Annotated in this window: 7 protein-coding genes; 3 read left to right on the top strand and 4 right to left on the bottom strand. The window is 66.6% G+C overall.

All coding sequences use genetic code 11. The features are described 5' to 3' along the window. Positions 1-19: 19 nt before the first annotated feature. Genes LZC95_07725 through LZC95_07715 form a run of 3 tightly spaced genes read right to left on the bottom strand, consistent with a single transcriptional unit; the run spans position 20 to position 2,729 of the window. Positions 20-1,012 carry a hypothetical protein gene (locus LZC95_07725; GenBank protein ID WXA96723.1) on the bottom strand — a complete coding sequence of 331 codons (993 nt, stop codon included), beginning with the start codon at positions 1,010-1,012 and terminating at the stop codon, positions 20-22. Beyond that, a complete protein-coding gene (locus tag LZC95_07720) occupies positions 1,009-1,890 on the bottom strand; it encodes a site-specific DNA-methyltransferase (GenBank protein ID WXA96722.1) in 882 nt (293 codons plus the stop codon). Before LZC95_07720 ends, LZC95_07725 begins: the two co-directional genes overlap by 4 nt. Beyond that, positions 1,887-2,729 carry a hypothetical protein gene (locus LZC95_07715; protein ID WXA96721.1) on the bottom strand — a complete coding sequence of 281 codons (843 nt, stop codon included), beginning with the start codon at positions 2,727-2,729 and terminating at the stop codon, positions 1,887-1,889. The genes LZC95_07720 and LZC95_07715 overlap by 4 nt, the downstream gene beginning before the upstream one ends. Positions 2,730-4,303: 1,574 nt before the next feature. Here LZC95_07715 and LZC95_07710 point away from each other — a divergent pair. Next, on the top strand, positions 4,304-5,278 hold the full coding sequence (locus tag LZC95_07710; GenBank protein ID WXA96720.1) for an AraC family transcriptional regulator ligand-binding domain-containing protein: 975 nt from the start codon (positions 4,304-4,306) through the stop codon (positions 5,276-5,278). Positions 5,279-5,667: 389 nt separating this feature from the next. On the opposite strand, the gene LZC95_07705 is transcribed toward LZC95_07710, so the two are convergent. Then, complete coding sequence (locus LZC95_07705; protein WXA96719.1) at positions 5,668-5,862, bottom strand: hypothetical protein; 195 nt, start codon at positions 5,860-5,862, stop codon at positions 5,668-5,670. Between the two features lie 210 nt (positions 5,863-6,072). Between LZC95_07705 and LZC95_07700 the strand changes: the two genes are divergently transcribed. Further along, positions 6,073-17,022 (top strand): SDR family NAD(P)-dependent oxidoreductase, encoded by a 10,950-nt coding sequence (locus LZC95_07700; GenBank protein WXA96718.1) that lies wholly within the window; start codon positions 6,073-6,075, stop codon positions 17,020-17,022. Continuing rightward, entirely contained in the window at positions 17,019-20,045 is a 3,027-nt protein-coding gene (locus tag LZC95_07695) for an acyltransferase domain-containing protein (protein WXA96717.1), read from the top strand. Before LZC95_07700 ends, LZC95_07695 begins: the two co-directional genes overlap by 4 nt. Positions 20,046-20,064 lie beyond the last annotated feature (19 nt).

Genomic DNA, 20,064 nt, shown 5'->3' with positions numbered 1-20,064 from the left:
CGTGGCCGCTAGCGCATGGTCATGTCCGTCGCTGAAAAAGCCTCGCGTGCGCTTCGCACCATTGACCGCTGGTGGCGGGCTCGCCGCACCGCTGCTGGAGCTGTCCGTCGACATCGCGCACTTTCATCGTCCATGCGCCGCACTGACGCTCGACGTTGCCTTCACCGGTCTGCGGCACCGAGTCGACGACGGCCTGCGCATGCACCGTCAGCCATTTGCGGCCCATGGCATCGACGGAGCTGACGACCCGCGGTACGACGCGTCCGATGGACGGTGGGGACAGGAAGGCTATCGCACGCGGGTCGTGCGCCCCGGCAAGTACGCGGAGCCACTCTGCGGTAGCAGCCACCTCGGCGGCTCTACGTTGCGCTTGCTCGCGAGCGCGTCGCTCTTCGGCCGCTCGTTCCTCTGCTTCTCGCTCGGCGGCTCGCCGTGCGGCCGCCGCCTTTGCAGCCTCGCGCTTGGCCCGTTCGCGTGCAACACGTTTCGCGTTGCGCCGCAAATGCGCTTCGTCCGCGAGGTCTCGCTTTCCCTTCGGCGGTTGCCAAATCATCGTCGAGTCGACGAGGAAATCTCTCGGGTCGACCGGCTCCTCGACCGGCCCGAATTCGGCTTCGAGGTCGGCAAGGACAGCCTCCGAGATTCTCTCGACGTCGCCCGCCGAGTAGAGACCCATGCCCGCCTGCCACCGGGCACGCAAAAGCTCGAGCTGCGCGGCGTGGTGCGCGTGAAACGATCCGGCACGAAGCTCGCGCGCGCATGCGGCGCACATCGGCACGTGCCCGTTTCGAATGGACGATGTCAGAGCGTGCGTCGTGCGAAGCGCCTTGCCGCCGCAGTCGCATTCGAGCTCCCAGACGCGGCCCGCGCGCGCCACACTGGCAAGGCGGATGATGGTCAGCTCACCGTATCGGTCTCCGACTTTCGGTGCCGAGCGAGCGCACGCGGCGCCTCGTGGGTTAGGGCGGAGGAGCGCCTGGCGATGGGCCTCAACTTCGTACGGCACCATCATCGCCCACCTCCAAAAAGGGCGACCTGCCCGCTACGCGCCGCATGATGGGTGCTCTGCATTTCCTCGGCGCGGAGGCGAGCCACCGCGTCTGTGAACGACGTTTCGTCCCGCTCGATGCCGATGAATTGTCGGCCGCGGCGAAGGCACGCAACGCCCGTCGTCGCGAATCCCGCGTAAGCGTCGAGGACGGTCTCGCCGGGGTCGCTGAAGACGTCCACCAGTTCGAGCATCAGCGGCAGCGGCTTCTGTGCGGTATGCCGGCGGACGTGGCGATTGCCAGCGCGATTCGCCTCGATCGGGTGCTTGAAAATGTGTGGGAGCTCCTCCGGCGGCCACGCCCACGATGCGGCGTGTCCCCCGCCGTTCCACCGTTTGCGGCCGCGCGGATGCACGATGTTGATCGCCTCGAACCCCGGAGCCGGACGGTCGCCTGTGAACTGCGGCGTTCCGCCCACCTTCCACCATGCGCCCGTGCGAATGTGCTCCGCGCCCGCGCGGGTCAACTTCGCCCGCCAGACGGGGGAGAGCTCGACATCGCTGAACACGAGCACCCACCGGCGAGCGAGCCGCATGAAGTAGGCGGACGAGATCGCGACCTCCCAAGGGCGGATGGCGTCGAACCCGAACTCGCGCGCGCGATGATGCCGACACCCGAACTCGTTGACGTCGGGCAGCGTCGCGCCGCGGCGCGATTTGGAGTGAACGGTGGCCGAGTAGGGTGGATCGGTGATGATCACATCGACGCGATCGAGCTGCGGCAGAACGACATGGCAGTCGCCGAGGTACATCGTCCATCCGCGTCCTTGCTCAACGCGAGCGGCCGGGTGACCTCCGGTATCCACGGTGCGCGCGGGCGCGATGAGCGCAGTTGCGTTCATCGTCGACCTCCACGCGCGTCTGCGGCGCGCCGCATGCTGCGCGCCGCTGTCTCATGCAGGTCGAACTTCGGGTACGTCTTCGATGTCGGAAGGAACTTTTTCAGGGTCCGAGCGAGCGCCCAGACGTACTTATGGTTTCCCGGATGACGCACCGACCTAGTCACCGTGGGCAGGACTGCGGCGAGCCAGGCACGCAGATCCTCGTCTCGGGCCGGCCGTGAAGCGCCGTGGTCGATCAAAGAATCGACGACGTATCTCCAGCCACGGTCACGCTTACGAACCTTGGCGATGGCGCGCGAGTGCAGCACACGACCATCGGGCAAGAGACGCATCGCGTCCGCGCGCGTGCGACCGAGGTAAACGGCGTTATGCGCCTGGTAGATGACGCCGACGTGCCCGCGGAACGTCACCGTACCAGAGAGAGACGTGCGCGGCATCGGGTCAGAGAACGAAACGACGCCGGAGTACCCGGCACGGCGCAATAGCTCGAACGCTCGCCCGAGAAACCACGTCTCGCCATTCGCCGGCACGTCATCCAGCAACACGAAGCGCCCGAGTTGCAGGTTGCTCGCAGCGCCGCCCGGCAAGGGGCGGAGCGCGAGGTCATTGCACGGCTGGCTGAAGACCGCGACCCCCACGAGACGATCGCGTCGATGGAGAGCGACGCGGACGCGTGCCGCGGGATAAGACCCTTCGTAGTGATGCGTGAGAACGAAGGCCTTCGCTGGCCCATCCTTCGGCAGCAGCGCGACGTCGTAGTCGCGCGCGACGATCGTTTCGCCTGTCGGGCGATAGACCGCGACGCCACGCCACCACCGTTGGGATACCGTGGAGATCACGGTACGCGTCCCCTTCCCGCGCCGAAGGATTCGAACGATGCCGACGACGCTCGAGGCGCTTGCGCGAACAGCGGCGCGAGTGATCGTCGCCGCCCTCGGTAGGCCTGGTAGCGGCGACCGGCCGCAGGGCTCACTTTCACGGGGCGCCCAGCGTGTGAAGGTCGGCCGTTACGAGTCGCGCGCTCCTCTTTTGTCGGGCGCTGCGATATCGTTTGCTGCCAATGGTTCCGCTCCCCTCTCGCAGCGCATACCGAGCGCATCCGCGAGGCGACTTGCGACCTGGAACGCTTCAGGCAACTGCCGAGGACGGTAGTTCTCACGCCGCCGTCCCCTGCCACCTGGCTTTGTGGAACCACAACCAGGAGACCGCCCGGCTCGCGCGAGCGTCAGGGCCATGTAGTCGTGCGCCGGATTCGCGGCGGGATGGGTCGGAATCGCGAGGATTTGGTGGGGGCTCCGCTTCGGAACTTCCTCCACTTTCCTCTAGTTTCTCGCGCTTTCCGTCAGAGACAAGGTGTTCGATCCCCCTCGGCTCCACAAAGGTAACCGCACACGCGAGGCGCGCTAACGAAGCGCGCCTTCTCGGTCGGCTGGAGGCATGGGCGCCGTGAAGCTGAGCCTCGGCCGGCTTGCACGAGGTGCGCATCACGCGATAGGCGCTCGAGTTGGTATGCGGCGAGCGCGGTCAACGGCTTCGCGTCTCGTTGCCAAACGCGATGACTCTCCTCTCGAGCTTCGAGAATGTCGAGAGACATCCACCACGCGGAGAGCCGGGAGGTTCCGCCCCGCGCTCGAATAGAAACGCTCGAACGCCACCTTCACAGCGCCATGCGACCGTCGAAGTCGGTCGACGACGACGACGCGCACGAACCTGATAGCCCTTTCAAGATCCTTGGCGATGCTGCGCGCACTCGGAGTCCGTTCACCGAACCGCCCGACGCAACACCGGCACTCCTTCCACGGCATTCGCCATGAGGCCTGTCAACGAATGTCCCGGCACCAGACGACGGGAGCTCGAAACATTGCTTCGTGGGTCATTCGATTCAATTGAACCCGACGAGCATTCATCCAACTCGTTCGGGGATCTCAGAGCTCAACCGTTCGACGCACACGGTCCGTCGACCGGCCAACGAGGATATTGCGTCGAGAATCGATTTTTGTCACCTGCCGCTCGGAGGCCGTTGATAAGAGCGCAAACGTGGGCTGTTTCGCCTTGAACGCGTTGTCGAGCCGATCGTCTCGCGATTCGTTCGTGCAGGAGCCCCGAGTAAGCGCACTGGTTTGATTTCCTAAGGATGAAATATGCCGAACGCAAAAAAGAATCCCCGAAGCACCACGCCAACGCGACGCGTCTCACAGCATTGCGTCGTCACGTTGCTGTACCACGTTCACGCATCCAGCATACGGAATACGAAAAACCGCCATCTTCGATTCGAAGCCCTCGTCGAGTCCTTCATCCTTATCGATCGCCGAGCATCGGCACCCTGGGCGCCCAGAGCCAGGCCGCATCGGAGCAAAGGCTCCAATGAGCATCGGCGGACCAAGAATGCATACGTCAATCCGAGGGCCGCCAAATGATGTACATCCCGAAAGTTTCCCGTGCTTTGCTGGAGGCAATGCGTGCGGGTCTCGCGGATATCGAAGACCTCGCTCGTTCCGTGGGACTCGACCCCACGATGCCGGAACACGCGAGCGTCGAACAAGTATACGACCTTTTCTCGCTCGCCGCCGCCAAGTCTCCCCCATGGTTCGGGTTAATTATGGGTACTCATATTGATTCCGAGCTGTTCGATGTCGTTGCTGCGAACAGCACCACCCTCGGAGAGGGCCTACAGAAACTCGCATACCACAAACACGAAATGAGTGGCGAATGGCGGGACATCGTGCGCGAAGCCGAACGAACGACGATACGATTCAAGCTGACCGAAGGGCCGTTCGCGAGACAAAGGCAGGACTTCGAGACGTCATTCTCATTGCGGTGTGCTCGACATCTCGTCGGAGATGAAGCGCTCGAGCCCGTTCGTGTAGCCTTCGAATTCGAGAGACCGGCCCCGGAATATTACGCACACTACGTCTCGACGTTCAAATGTGAAATATTCTTCAATGCGCGCAACAGTGAGCTCGTTTTCAATAGTGTCGATTGGGCGCGACCGATATCTCGTGCAAGCGGCGATGTTCCCAGCAGTATCACTCAACGGGGAGGTCGGCTCGATGAGCGTTGGAGGGGACGGAACAAGTCGAGTCGCGTCCGCGAGGTACTGCGGACCAAGCCGTCTTCGAGCATCGAAGAAGTCGCGGCCCGACTCAACCTGAACAGACGCGACTTGCAGCGACAGCTCCAGGAAGAGGGAAATAGTTTTACGCAATTGGTAGAGGAAGTCAAAATTCGAATTGCCTGTCGATGCCTCCAAACCGAAGGGTATAATTTGCGCAAGTTGCGCCTAGAACTGGGATACGACACCGAGCAGAAATTGCTCCGCGCCCTCGAGCAGTGGTCTCGAAAGTCACCCGAACTTCGGGAGCTCCTGGAGCGCGTGCGGAAGGTCTAATGTCATTCGTCTCCGCGAGATGAGCTACTGATCATCCATCGAATCGGACAATGAGGTGCGCGTTGCCGCCGGGCCCCTGCGGGTCGTGTGAGCACGAAGTGCATGCCCCAAGATGCCCGGCGGCGACATTGATATCAACCTAGCTTGACCCAATAGCGGCGCGTGTAGTCGATCATCACGCCGCCGCCGCGGACGACCTTCGCGTACAGGTCGCCTGGAGCTGGCCTTGATCGACGAAATAGAAATAGTGAATACTGACCAGGGTTTTGCTCGAGTATTTCTTCCCTAGCCACCCCGTCCACGGACTCCACATATACGAATATGGGCGCTGCAGCGTGTTCAGCTTGGAGGTGACACCCCCGCCCTGGCCAAAGCCGTAAGGCCGACCGTCACGCGATGACGGCGCCGCACGAGCTCGCGCAGCAAGGCGTAAGACCAGCGCGCGGCGGCACGCTCTGGTGAACGAAGACGAAGTGACCGCGAACGCGCCCGCCCGCCACGTCACCCTCCGGGGTGCTCTGCATCGCCCTCGGCTGCGCGTTCGCGCTGAACGGCTCGGAACGCCGGATGCCTCGCACGCGCATCCGTCTCCTGGTGGTGCGCCATGAATGAAAAATTGTGACGTCACACGCTATTTTGGCGCGTTTCGTCCAGTCTTGATTGCCAAATCACCCCCGGACCGACTACTCGCCGGCTGCGCTTGGAGCTAAGCACTGCCGATGTCGATCTCACACGGCAAGCCGCGGTGTGATCTCCCGCTTCCATCATCACGAATCAAAACTGAAGTCAATCCCATGCAGCTCTGGACAGTCCCCAAGATCCAGGACTGGCTCGTCGCACGCCTTGCAACGCTATGCGATCTCGCCCCCGACGCCATCGGAAGCCAGGAGCCGTTTGTGCGCTACGGTCTCGAGTCGCGAGGGCTGACCGCCCTGGCCGGTGAGCTGGCCGCGTTGCTGGGAAAGCCCGTTTCCCCCACGCTTCTCTGGAAATACCCGAGCCCTCGTGCGCTGGCCGAGCACCTCGGCGGGGCGATTCATATGGAAAATCTCGCGCTGCCCGCGGATCGGATCGGCCGCGAGGCGCGTGAGCCGATTGCCATTGTTGGAGTGGCCTGCCGCTTCCCAGGTGCCGATGGCCCAGAGGCGTTTTGGCGTCTGCTTCGAGATGGGCGCGATGCCATCACCGACGTTCCCGCGGATCGATGGGATGGCGCGGCCCTTTACGATGCGGATCCCGCAGCCCCGGGTCGCGCGAGCGCGCGCAAGGGTGGGTTTCTCGATCGCATCGATGCGTTCGATGCGGAGTTTTTCGATATTTCCCCGCGCGAAGCTGCGCACGTGGATCCGCAGCAGCGATTGATGCTGGAGCTCGCGTGGGAAGCACTCGAGGACGCCGGGATCCCGCCGCGCGAACTCCGAGACAGCCGCACCGGCGTGTTCGTCGGGGCGATGTGGAGCGAGTATGGCGCGGGGGTTCGCGCGGCTCCGGAGCGAATCGGACAGCATACCCTCGCGGGTGGTGACCCTGGGATCATCCCTGCGCGCGTTTCCTATGCCCTTGGATTGCGCGGTCCGAGTTTGCACGTGAACACCGCCTGCTCGTCGTCGCTCGTGGCGGTGCACCTGGCTGTCCAGAGCCTGCGCGATGGCGAATGCGGGTTGGCCATCGTCGGTGGGGTGAGTCTCATGCTCGCCCCCGATACGATGATCGCATTGTCGAAGCTGGGCGCGCTGTCGGCGGATGGCCACTCGAAGGCGTTCGATGCGCGCGCCGATGGCTACGGCCGCGGAGAAGGCGGCGGGGTCGTCGTGCTGAAACCATTGCGAAGCGCGCTGGCCGACGGAGACTCCATTCGAGGTGTCATCCGCGGCAGCGCGGTGAACAACGACGGAGCGAGCAACGGTCTCACGGCGCCCAACCCGCAGGCGCAAGAAGAGGTGCTGCGCAGCGCCTATGCGCGTGCGGAGGTGATCCCCGGCGACGTTCAGTACGTCGAGGCCCACGGTACGGGCACGCGACTCGGCGATCCAATCGAGGCGGGCGCCTTGAGCGCCGTGCTCGGCGCAGGCCGGCTGGCCGAAAAACCGCTGCGATTGGGCTCGGTGAAGGCCAACATTGGACACCTCGAGGCAGCGGCCGGGATCGCCGGATTGATCAAGGTCGTCTTGGCGATGCGGCATCGGGCACTGCCGCCGAGCCTATGGTTCGATCGGCCGAACCCTTACATCCCGTTTGCCGATTGGGGCCTCCAGGTGCAAACCGCGCTGGAAGACTGGCGCGGCGATGCCGAGGGTCGACTCCTGGCGGGGGTGAGCGCGTTCGGCTTCGGCGGCACCAATTGCCATGTCGTGCTCGAGGGTGGACACGACCAGCCCACGCATTTGCTCGCGCTCGCCGAGAACACCGAGGAGGCGCTGCGGCAGCGGGTCTCGGCCCTCGAGGAAGCAACGGAGGATTTGCCAGCCCTCGCCCGAGCATGCGCCTCGGCCGTCGCGGGCGCGGGGCGGCATCGGCTCGCGCTTTGCGTGCGGGATCGCATCGAGCTGGTGCGCGCCGCGCGCAGTTACCTCGAGGGCCGGCCCATACCGGGTGTGTCCTCGATGCACGCGGAGGGCGGGCCACCCCGCATCGTGTTCGCGTTTGGTGGGCAAGGCTCGCAATGGCCAGGCATGGCCGCCGATCTGCTGCGTGAAGAGCCGGTGTTCCGAGCTGCGCTCCGGCGTTGTGACGCCATCATGGCACCGCACATCGGGCGCTCGTTGGTCGATCTGCTGGCCAGCGCCGACGACACATGGCTCGAGATCACCGAGGTGGCCCAACCTGCCATCTTCGCGATGCAGGTCGCACTGGCCGAATTGTGGCGATCCTGGGGCATCGAGCCCGACGCGGTGGTTGGAACGAGCATGGGCGAGGTCACCGCCGCCTACGTCTGCGGCGCCCTGGATCTCGAGACGGCGGCCACGCTCATGTGCGTGCGCAGCCGCATCGCCAGCCGGCTCGCGGGCAAGGGCGCCATGGCCGTGCTCGATCTGCCGGCCGAGGATGCGCGCGAGATGATGCGCGATTTCGAGAACCGCGTCTGGGTTGCAGGCATCGCCGGTCCGCGCTCCACCGTGCTCTCGGGCGATCGAACGGCGCTGCGTCAGATCGTGGATCGGGCTGCTGCACGGTCCATCCGATGCGCGCTCATTCGCGTCAATTATGCCTCGCACAGCCCCTACACCGACGAAGTGCTGCCCGATTTGCGGGAGGCGCTGGCGGGCTTGCGATCGCGCCCTGGCCGGATCCCTTTCTATTCCTCCGTCACCGGGGCTCGGATGAACGGCGCGGAGCTGGACACGGAGCACTGGCTGCGCACCGAGCGGACGCCATGGCAGTTGTCCACCGCCGTGGAAGCGCTGCTCGGCGATGGATACGAGCTTTTCCTCGACGTGGACCCGCACCCGGTTCTCACGGAGGCCATTCAACAGAGCAGCACGCGCGCCATCGCGCTGGCCTCGCTCCGGCGGGGCCAACGCGGACGTGCCGCGCTGTTCGACTCTTTGGGCGCGCTCCACGCGCGCGGCGTGCCGGTGTCCTGGGAAAGCCTCTACCCGACGTCCCGTGCACCGGTCTTGCTCGTGCTCTCTGCCCGGTCCGAATCGGCACGGATGGAGGCGGTGCAGGCGATGGCCAATTGGTTGCCCGAGCAACATGACACCGCCCTGCACGATATCGGCTACACGGCCGCAGCCCGTCGCAGTCACCACGAGCACCGCGTTGCGGTGACCGCGAGCTCCCACGATGCCATGGCCGCCGCCCTCCATTCCTTGGCCCAAGGCGATCGGCAGGCCCATGTTTCGGTGGGGTTTGCTGCGCCGGCCGGGGATGCGAAGGTGGTGTTCGTCTTTTCGGGTCAAGGCACGCAATGGGCGGGCATGGGCCGCGTCCTCTTGGAGCGCGAGCCGGTTTTCCGCGCCGCCGTGCAAGCGTGCGACGATTGGTTCGAGCCGCTCGCGGGCTGGTCGCTGCTGACGGAGCTGGCAACGCCGCCAGAGGGATCCCGCCTCGCCGATACGGCGGTGGCGCAGCCAGCGTTGTTCGCGATCCAGGTAGGCCTTGCAGCGTTGTGGCGTTCGTGGGGCATCACGCCATCGGCCGTGATGGGGCACAGCGTGGGCGAGATTGCGGCCGCACATGTCGCGGGCGCCCTGAGCCTCGAGGAGGCCATTCGCATCGTTCACCATCGCGGCGCGTGCATGCGGCGTGCGGCCGGCCTCGGCGGAATGGCGGCCGTGGAGCTGCCCGAGGCGTCTGCCCTTGCGCTGCTCGACGTCTATGGAGACCGACTATCCATCGCGGCGGTCAACGATCGCGCGTCCGTGGTGCTGTCCGGCGAGCACGCCGCACTGGCCAGCGCGCTGGAGAAGCTGCGCGGCGATGGGATCCACTGCCGCGAGCTGCGGGTCGACTATGCCTTCCATAGCGCCCAAATGGCGCCGTTTCAGGACGAGCTGGTGCGCGCCCTGGGCGCGGTTTCGGCACGCGCGTCGGAGGTGCCGCTCTACAGCACCGTCACGGGGGCGGAGATCGCGGGCGAGCAGCTCGATGCCGATTACTGGGCAGCCGACATCCGCCGTGCGGTGCGTTTCGCCGATGCCGTCGACGCGGCGATTTCCACGGGACACCGGATTTTCCTGGAGATCGGCGCGCATCCGGTGCTGTCCGCGAACGTGGAACAATGCCTCTCGACGCGCGGACAATCGGGTTGCGCCGTGCCGTCGCTGCGGCGTGGCGAGGACGATCGCGCGGCGATGTTGCGGTCCCTGGGTGTCCTGTACACGCAAGGGCTCGACGTGCGGTTCGATCGCGTGTTCGGCGAGACGGGACGGCGCGTGACATTGCCGCGGTATCCCTGGCAACGCGAACGGCACTGGATCGAGCCTCCGCGCACACGGTTGCCCGAAACGGATCCGCTCGCGGGCCTGCTGTACACGCTCGATTGGCGTCGTCAGGAGCATCTTGCGCCCGCGCCTTCGTCACGCTCGCGCTCGTGGCTGCTGTTCGTCGATGGAGGGGGGACGGGCGAGGCGCTGGCCGCCGAGTTGCGGGCGCGTGGTGAGCATTGCGTGCTGGTGCATGCGCGTGACGAGCAGCCGATCGATGCGGTGCTGCGCGATGCCTTTGGTTCGGGGCCGCCGCCGGCAGGTGTCGTGTACCTGTGGGGCCTGGATGCGGAAAGCGTGGAGCGCATCACCGGTGGTGCACTCGAACTGGTGCGCGCGCTGTCCCGCCGAGGGTGGCGGGATGCACCGCGCCTATGGCTGATCACCCGGGCCGCGCAGCCCGCGGGAACCCCGGTCCTTTCTCCGGCCCAGGCATCGCTCTGGGGCATCGGCCGCACGATGGCGCTGGAGCATCCCCCATTCCAGTGCACCCGAATCGATCTCCCCGCCGTAGACGAGGAGACCGCGATTCGACTCGCCCGCGAGCTGACGGACGCGGATCGGGAGACCGACATCGCATTGCGCTCGGACGGTCGCTACGTCGCCCGCCTGGTGCAATCACCTGCGGACCGCGTGCTGGCTGCCCCTGGCGCAAGCTCATTGCGAGACGATGGCACGTACATCATCGCGGGCAGCGACGGCGCCATGACCGAATCGCTGAGCGCGTGGATGCGGCAGCGCGGCGCACGACACATCGTGGTCGTGGGCGAGCCTTCCCGCGCGACCGAAGTGGCCCAGGTGTTCGCCGAAATCGCGCGGAGCATGCCCGACGTGCGAGGAGTCGTGCATGCGTCGAGCTCGGAACCGCTGGCGGATCGATGCGCCGGTGCATGGCAGCTGCATACGCACACGCAAGGCATGGAGCTCGACTTCTTCGTCCTCTACTCCAATGCCGCCGCGCTGCTGGGCGACCCCGCGCATGCCGAGGATACCGCGGCGGGTGCATTCCTGGATGCGCTCGCGCACCACCGACGCGCGCTGGGACTGCCCGCACTCAGCATTGGATGGGGATCGGTCACCGAAACCGAAACGGTGTTGAACCGGCTTTTGTTCACGCCCCTGCCCCACGTGGCGGTGCTCGCGCTGAACCCGAGGCAATGGTTCGAGTCCCATCCCAGCGCCGCCGGACGACCGATGCTGTCGGAGCTGGTGCGCGCCCCCGCTGCGCGAAAGCCCGACGCGTTTCGGCAGGCGCTCCTCGCGGCCCGGCCGGAAAATCGGGCCGCCATGCTGGAAGAGCATCTCCGCACCCAGCTCTCACTCACCCTGCAACGTGATTCCGCGAAGCTTCACCGCTCGACGCCCTTTCGAAACATGGGGCTCGAATCGCTCATGGCGGTGGAGCTGCGCAACCGGCTCGAGTCGAGCCTCGGAGTGCGGCTCTCCGTCGCGCTGCTCTTCACCCATTCGACCATCGCCGAGCTTGCGCCGTACCTTCTCTCCCAATTGGGCCTGCAGAAAGCCCCGAACGAGCGCCCTTCACGCGAACCGGCGCACGCGACGACCGAGCCCATCGCCATCATCGGCATGGGCTGCCGTCTGCCCGGCGGCGTCGTCGATCCGGAGTCCTTCTGGCAGCTCTTGGAAGAACGCGTCGACGCGGTCACCGAGGTGCCCGCCGAGCGATGGGCGACGCCCGCGCACGAAGCCGCGCGCTGGGGCGCTTTTCTCTCCAACGTGGACGGCTTCGACGCCGAGTTCTTCGGGATCTCACCGCGCGAAGCCAAGGCGATGGATCCACAACAGCGCCTGTTGCTCGAGGTCGCGTGGGAAGCGCTGGAACGCGCCGGGCAGCCACCGGACCGTCTCACGGGCTCGCGCACGGGCGTGTTCGTCGGCCTCGTCGTCAACGACTACGACAAGGTTTCACGAACCGACCGCGATATCTACACGGTGACCGGCAATGGGCACGCCTTCCCCGCGGGGCGGCTCTCCTATCAACTCGGACTGCAGGGACCGAGCATGACCGTGGACACCGCCTGCTCGTCCTCGCTGGTGGCCATCCATCTCGCCTGCCAGAGCCTGCGAAGCGGTGAGAGCACGCTGGCGTTGGCGGGGGGCGTGAATCTGCTGCTCTCGCCGGACATGAGCAACATGCTGGCCGGATCCCGGGCCCTTTCGCCCGATGGCCGGTGCCGAACGTTCGACGCCATGGCCAATGGTTACGTTCGCGGCGAGGGCTGCGGGGTACTCGTGCTCGAGCGCCTGTCCGACGCGCTGGCAAATGGCCATCCTGTGCTGGCGTTGATACGAGGTTCGGCGGTCAACTCGGACGGGCGATCGGCGGGATTGACCGCGCCCAACGTGACGGCGCAAACATCGTTGCTTAGGCAAACATTGGGTCATGCCGGGGTCGACGCGCGCGAGATCGCGTACGTGGAGACCCATGGTACGGGCACACCGCTGGGCGATCCCATCGAGTTCGAGGCGCTCACACAGGTGCTCGGCGAACCAAGACCCGACGGCTCGACGTGCGTGCTCGGCGCCGTGAAGACGAACATCGGGCACTTGGAGGCCGCCGCCGGAGTGGCCGGCGTGATCAAAGTCGTGCTGGCGATGCAGAGGGAACATATCCCCGCGAACCTGCATTTGCAGACGCTGAACCCGAGAATCACGCTTTCGGGCACGCCGTTCGTGGTCCCCGTCGATCCCATCCCATGGGCGAAACGGGAGGGACGGCCGCGGCTCGCCGGGGTGAGCTCCTTCGGCATCAGCGGCACCAATGCGCACGTGATCCTGGGAGAGCCACCGGAGCGAGATGCAGGGCCCGAGCTGCCCCACGCACCGTGCGTCGTCCTTGTTTCCGCGCGCACCGCGCCTGCACTGCGGGAGCTTGCGGGCGCCTATCCATCGTGGCTCGCCCGGCAGGCGTGGCGGCTGGAGGACATCGCCAGCACGGCCGCCCTCCGCCGCCAGCACCACGAGCATCGGGCCGCGTTCGTGGTGAGCTCCCGCGAGGAGCTCACCCAGCGAACCGAGGCGCTGGCACGCGGCGAAATATCGGCCGGTGTGGTCACGGGCCAGGCGCTCGAAACGCGTCCCATGGTGGTGTTCGTCTTCCCCGGCCAGGGCTCGCAGTGGATCGGCATGGGCCGTGAGCTCTACGAGCACGAGCCCGTGTTCCGCGCCGCGCTTCGAGATTGCGATGCGGCGCTCCGGCTCGAGACGGGATGGTCGGTCATCGACGAACTGCACACCGAGCCAAGCCTCTCGCGGCTCGAGCACGTCGATGTGGTGCAGCCCGTGTTGTTCGCGATGGAAATCGCCCTCGCGGCGCTCTGGAGAGGCATGGGTGTCGAACCCGATGCGGTGATCGGGCACAGCATGGGCGAGGTGGCCGCTGCACACGTGGCCGGGGCCCTGTCGATGGAGGACGCGGCGCGCATCATTGTCCGGCGAAGCCGATTGCTCGGCAGAATCAGCGGACGAGGGGCCATGGCGCTCGTGGAACTGCCGCTGGCGGAAGCCGAGCGCGCCCTTTCGGGCGTGGCGGATCGCGTTTCCGTCGCGGCCAGCAACAGCCCGCGCTCGACCGTCATCTCGGGCGATGCGGGCGCGCTGGAGGAGGTGCTCGCCACATTGACGGAGGCGGGTGTGTTCTGCCGCCGCATCAAGGTGTCGGTCGCATCGCACAGCCCACAGGTCGATCCGCTGACCGAGGATCTGCTCGACGCGCTGTCCGAGATCATGCCCGTCGCCGCAACGATTCCGATGCATTCCACGGTGACCGGGCAACCCTGCGAAGGCACGGAGCTGGATGCACGGTACTGGGTGCGCAACCTGCGCGCGCCCGTCCTGTTTGCACGAGCCGTGCAGGAACGTATCGACCGCGGTCCTACGGTGTTCCTCGAACTGAGCCCGCACCCGATTCTGTTGCCGGCGATCGACGACATGATGACCGGGGTGACCTACCCTTCCCTTCGGCGCGATCACGGCGAGCGGCACGTCTTCCTGGAGTCGCTCGCCGGTCTTCACGTGCGTGGCTATCCGGTAAATTGGCGCGCTCGCGATTCCCAACTAGCGCAGTGCGTACCGCTGCCGACGTATCCTTGGCAGCGGCAACGACACTGGGTCGAAACGGCTCCTCCGCCGGAGCAGAATCCGGGTGGACACGCGTTGCTCGGTGATTCCTTCGGTGTGGCGACCCAGCCGGGGCTGCGAATCTGGGAAGGGGAAGTGCGCGAACGGTCACCGGCTTACCTCGCCGATCACCGGGTGAAAGGTGCAACGGTGCTGCCCGCGGCCGCCTGCGTGGAGATGGTGCTCCATGCGGCCCGCCAGGCACATGGGCCGGGGCCGCACGTGCTGCAGGAGATCGACTTCGAGCGCATGGTGACGGTCACGGCCACGTCCGTGCAACTCATTTTGGAGCCGTCGAGTCAGGGGCGGATCCCGTTCCAATCGTTCTATCGCAACGACACCGAGTGGGCCCGTTTCGCCACCGGATTTCTGTGCACCGACGCGGACGTGCCCCCTTCGTTCGAGCCGAGCGAACAGGTGCGGGGCCGATGCCCGATCGAGGTGCCGGCGACGGAACATTACGACCGCCACCGCGCGCACGCGATCGACTACGGCCCCGCGTTCCAAGGCATGCAGCGAATGTGGATCGGCAACGACGAGGCCATCGGGCGCGTGGTGACGCCGGTGGAGCCGGGCTCCCACGTCTTTCACCCGGCGCTGCTGGACGCTTGCTTCCAAGTGTTCGGAGGGATGGTGCTGGCGTGCCGGCCCGATCCGAGTGGCGCGGCGCTTGTGCCGGTGGCCATCGGCCGGCTTCGCGTGCATCGCCGCGCCGGCGACGGGCTATGGGTGCACGCCAAGCTGCACCCGGGGTCCGACGACATCGGCGATCTCGTGGTCCTCGACGACGAAGGCCGTCTCATCGCGGAGATACAAGGGTTGCGGGTGCGAAAGCTCGCCGGCCGCGATCCCTCGGAAGACTGGTTCTACGAGCTCGTGTGGCGTGCGGCCGACCCGCCACGGCCCGCCTCGCGTCCGGCGGGTACGTGGCTCGTGCTGGCCGATCGCGGCGGCATTGGCGAGGCGCTGGCCGCTCGCTTGATCGAGCGTGGACAATCGGTCGTGTCGCTGCCCGATCCTCTGGACGACGAAGGCTGGGATCGACGGCTCGACGCGTTTGCCAATGGGCGAGCTTGCGCCGGAATCGTGCACTTGTGGAGCCTCGACAGCGCCGCGCTCGAGCACACCACGGCGGAAACGCTGGCCACCGACACGCGGCGGAGCGCGCTGGGCACGTTGGCACTGGTGCGCGCCATCTCGCGTCGTGGCTGGCGAGACACGCCCCGGCTCTGGCTCGTCACGCAAGGGGTGCACGATCCCGCGAGGCCATCGGTGGCCCAAGCTCCGTTGTGGGGGTTCGCCCGAACCTTGGCGATGGAGCACCCCGAATTCGGCTGCGTGCGCGTGGATCTCGCCGCCGGATGGCCCCAGGTGGAGGCGGCGAATCGCCTGCTGCCGGAGCTGCTCGGGCCGGACGGCGCCGACGAAATCGCACTGCGGGCGGACGGTCGTCACGCCGCGCGGTGGGTTCGCAGGGCACCTGTGCGCGAAACCAACGCGATCGAGCTGCGCTCGGACGCGACCTACTTGATCACCGGCGGACTCGGTGGACTTGGCCTGGGGTTGGCCGCATGGATGGCGGAACGTGGAGCGCGGCACCTCGTGCTCCTCGGTCGACGTGGCGCATCGCCCCAGGTATCGGCAACCATCGAGACGATCCGTCAAGCGGGCGTCGACGTACGCGTGGAGCGCGCGGATGTGACGCGGCATGAGGACGTGGCACGCGTCCTCGACACGATCGACGCGCGCATGCCGCCGCTCCGAGGCGTGGTGCACGCGGCGATGGTGCTCGACGATCGCACCGTGTTGGAGCTCGAGCCCGAGCGCTTCGACCGCGTGCTTGCCCCCAAGGTGCAGGGCGCGTGGAACCTCCACGCGCAAACCCTCGGCCGGCGTTTGGACTTCTTCGTCCTGTACTCGTCGGCCGCCGCCGTGCTGGGCTCCCCCGGCCAAGCCAATTACGCGGCGGCCAACGCCTTTTTGGGCGCCCTCGCCCGCCACCGCAAGGCCATGGGCGAGCCCGCGCTCTGCATCGACTGGGGCCTTTTCGCCGAGGCAGGCATCATGGCCGATCGCCAAGCCGAGGGGAGTCGCCTTGCCTCGCGAGGTGTCGGCACGATCACCCCCGCGCAAGGAGCGACGATCCTCGGCAGGCTTCTCCGCACCGATACGACGCACGTGGCGGTGCTGAACCTCCATTTTCGGCAATGGCTGCAGTTCTATCCCAGCGCGGCGGCGAGCCCGCTGTTCGAGGAACTGAAAGGCGCGGACCAAGACACCGGCCACGCATCGGCCTTTGCCGAGCGACTCGCGGCGGCGGCGCCCGGTGCGCATTCGGCGTTGGTCGAATCGCTCGTGACCGAACATCTCGGCCGAATTCTGCAGCTCGATTCCGCCCGCATCGATCGCGCGATGGCGTTCACCCGAATGGGCGTCGATTCGTTGATGGCTTTGGAGCTGCGCAACCGGCTCGAGGCCTCGCTGGGCATTCGGCTCTCGGTCACGTTGCTGTTCGCATTCCCGACCGTATCCGCACTCACCGTGCAGCTGCTGGACAAACTAGGGCTGCATTCGCCGGCACCGTCGACCGAAGACCTTGACCACCTGGACATGGACGAGCTGCTCGCGCAACTCGACAGCTCACTCGACCGCATCGAAGGAGGAACCGAAGAGTGACCACACTCGAGGAAATCGAGGCCAAATACCGCTCTCGCCTGGTCCGGGCGGCCGCCGCGCTGCAGGAGATGGAGGCGCGCGTGGAACGCATGCGCAAAGAACGGACGGAGCCCATCGCGGTGATTGGCATGGGCTGCCGATTCCCAGGTGACGCGCGCGATCCGGAGGCATTCTGGCAGATGATTCGCGATGGCGTGGACGCCGTGTCCGAGGTGCCTGCCCACCGCGCCCCTACCCGCGAAAGCGCGCACCTGTCGTCGGCCGCACGATGGGGCGCGTTTCTGTCCAACGTCGATGGGTTCGACGCGGCATTCTTCGGCATTTCCCCACGCGAAGCCTGCCAGCTCGATCCGCAGCAACGGCTCGTGCTCGAGGTGGCGTGGGAGGCCCTGGAGCACGCGGGGCTGGTCCCGCAGCGGTTGGCGGGCACCACCACGGGCGTGTTCCTGGGCATGAGCACCAACGATTACCTGCTCCTCGGTGCATCGGCAGGGACCGAAGCCCGCGACGCACACACGGGGACCGGCACCGCGCACGCCTTCGGGCCCGGGCGGCTGTCGTACTTCCTCGGCCTGCGCGGGCCCAGCATGACGGTGGACACGGCGTGCTCGTCGTCGTTGGTCGCCGTGCACCTCGCCATTCAGAGCCTGCGCAGCGGCGAGAGTTCTCTGGCGCTGGCCGGCGGGGTCAATTTGATCCTGCATCCATCGACGACCGAGATCGTCGCAGATCTCCAGGCGCTGTCCCCGGACGGCCGATGCCGCAGCTTCGAGGCGCGGGCCAACGGCTTCGTGCGCGGTGAGGGTTGTGGGCTGGTGGTGCTCAAGCGCCTATCCGATGCGGAGGCCGACGGCGACCGGGTGCTCGCGCTCTTGCGTGGTTCGTCGGTGAACGCGGACGGTCACTCGGCAGGACTCACCGCCCCCAGCGTGCTCGCCCAGCAGGAGATGCTGCGCCAAGCCCTGGCCAACGCGCGCGTGTCCGCGAAGGACATTGGCTACGTGGAGACCCATGGCACGGGCACCCCGCTCGGCGATCCCATCGAAATCGAGGCGCTCATCGAGGTGCTCGGCGCCCCGCGTCCCAACGACGAGCCGTGCGTGCTCGGGGCGGTCAAAACCAACATCGGCCACTTGGAAGCCGCCGCGGGCATCGCCGGTCTCATCAAAGTAGTGCAGGCCCTGCGCCACGAGAGCATTCCGGGCAATCTGCACTTCACCACGCTCAACCCGCATATCTCCTTGCAAGGCACGCCTTTCGTCATTCCGACGAAGCCGGTGCCATGGCCCGCGCGAAAAGGATCGCGTCCGCGGCTCTCGGGTGTGAGCTCGTTCGGGATGAGCGGGACCAATGCGCACGTGATCGTCGAAGAGGCTCCGCACGCGGAAGCGGCGGCCGCCTTCGAGGAGCCTGCGGCCATCCTGCTGCCGATTTCCGCGCGAACGGAAGCGGCGACCCGTGAATTGGCCGGCGCGTACGCGGCCATCCTGGAACCGCATGGCCCCGGACTGAATGCGATGGCCTTCACCGCCGCGGTTCGCCGGCAGCACCACGAGCATCGGGCTGCCTTCGTGGTGAGCTCGCGCGAACAATTCGCCCGATTGGCCAACGCGTTCGCGCGCGGGGAGACGCCCGCCGGTGTGGTGGCTGGCCAAGCCACGGCCCCCGGTGCGTTGACATTCGTGTTCTCCGGGCAGGGCGCGCAGTGGATCGGTATGGGGCGCGAGCTCCTCGCCGGTCAGCCGGTCTTTGCCGCGGCCTTGGCGGAATGCGATGCCCACGCGCCGTTCTCGCTGACGCGCGAGCTGCGCGAGGCCGCCGATGGCCGGCTAAACCAGACCGAGATCGTGCAGCCGGTCCTGTTCGGCGTGCAGATCGCGCTGGTCGCGCTGCTGTCGTCGTGGGGAATCGAACCGGTGGCGGTCATCGGTCATAGCGTCGGCGAGATTGCCGCGGCGTACGTCGCCGGGGCACTGAGCTTGGCCGATGCGATGCGAATCGTCGTCCTGCGCGGTCGAATCATGCAGCGCGCCGCGGGATCGGGACGGATGGTGGCCATCACGGCGAGCCCCGAACAGGCCATGCAGGCGCTGGGTGATGCGACCCGTAATGTATCCATCGCCGCCATCAACGACCGCGGTTCGATCGTGCTGTCCGGCCCCGAGCGCGAATTGGACGTGATCGTGGAGCGCCTCGGCGGTCGCGCGAAAAAGTTGGACGTGGATTACGCCTTCCACTCGCCCATCATGGCACCGCTCGCCGACGAGCTGGCGCGGGAACTGGTCGGTCTCGTTCCAAAGCCGGCAACGCGACCGATGTACAGCACGGTGACCGGCGCGCGCCTCACGGGCATGGAGCTCACCGCCGCATACTGGGCCGACAACGTGCGGCAGCCGGTGCGCTTCGCGGACGCGGTCCACGCCGCCATCGATGCGGGCGCGCGCGATTTCCTCGAAATCGGGCCCCATCCCGTGCTGTCGGCCAATCTGCGGCAATGCCTGGTCGACCAATCGACACCGGGCCGCGTCGTGAGCACGCTGCGCCGTGCCGAGCCGGAGTTCCCACGATTGCTGCGCGCGCTGGCCGCGCTCTACACGCGCGGTCACGCGGTGAATTTCCATGCGCTGTACCCGATGCGCCAACCGGTAGTGACGCTGCCGACCTATCCATGGCAGCGCAAACCGTATTGGCTGAATCGGACGCCGGAGCCCGAAACCACGCGCGCGGACCCCGCACGATGGGTGGATCACGTGCGGACGCTCCCCGCGGCCGAGCGCGAGGCCGAAATCGAGCGGGCCGTACGCATCGACGTGGCCACCGTGCTGCAACTCGCCTCGCCGGAGGAGGTGCCCGCCGATCGGCCGCTGATGGAACTGGGCGTGGATTCGCTCATGGCCGTGCAAGTGCGGCACGAGCTTTCCGCGCGCACGGGCGAGGCACTCCCCGCAACCGTCGCATTCGATTACCCCACCCCCAAGGCGCTTGCACGGTATCTGCTCGAGCGGCTGTCGTCGGTCGAATGATCCCGGGCGAACAACGAGA

It is taken from the genome of Sorangiineae bacterium MSr12523 (genome assembly GCA_037157775.1).
In the GTDB taxonomy this organism is placed as follows: Bacteria; Myxococcota_A; Polyangia; order Polyangiales; family Polyangiaceae; genus Pendulispora; species Pendulispora brunnea.
Note: the sequence above shows the minus strand (reverse complement) of the source record. Positions and strands in the feature narration are given on the sequence as shown.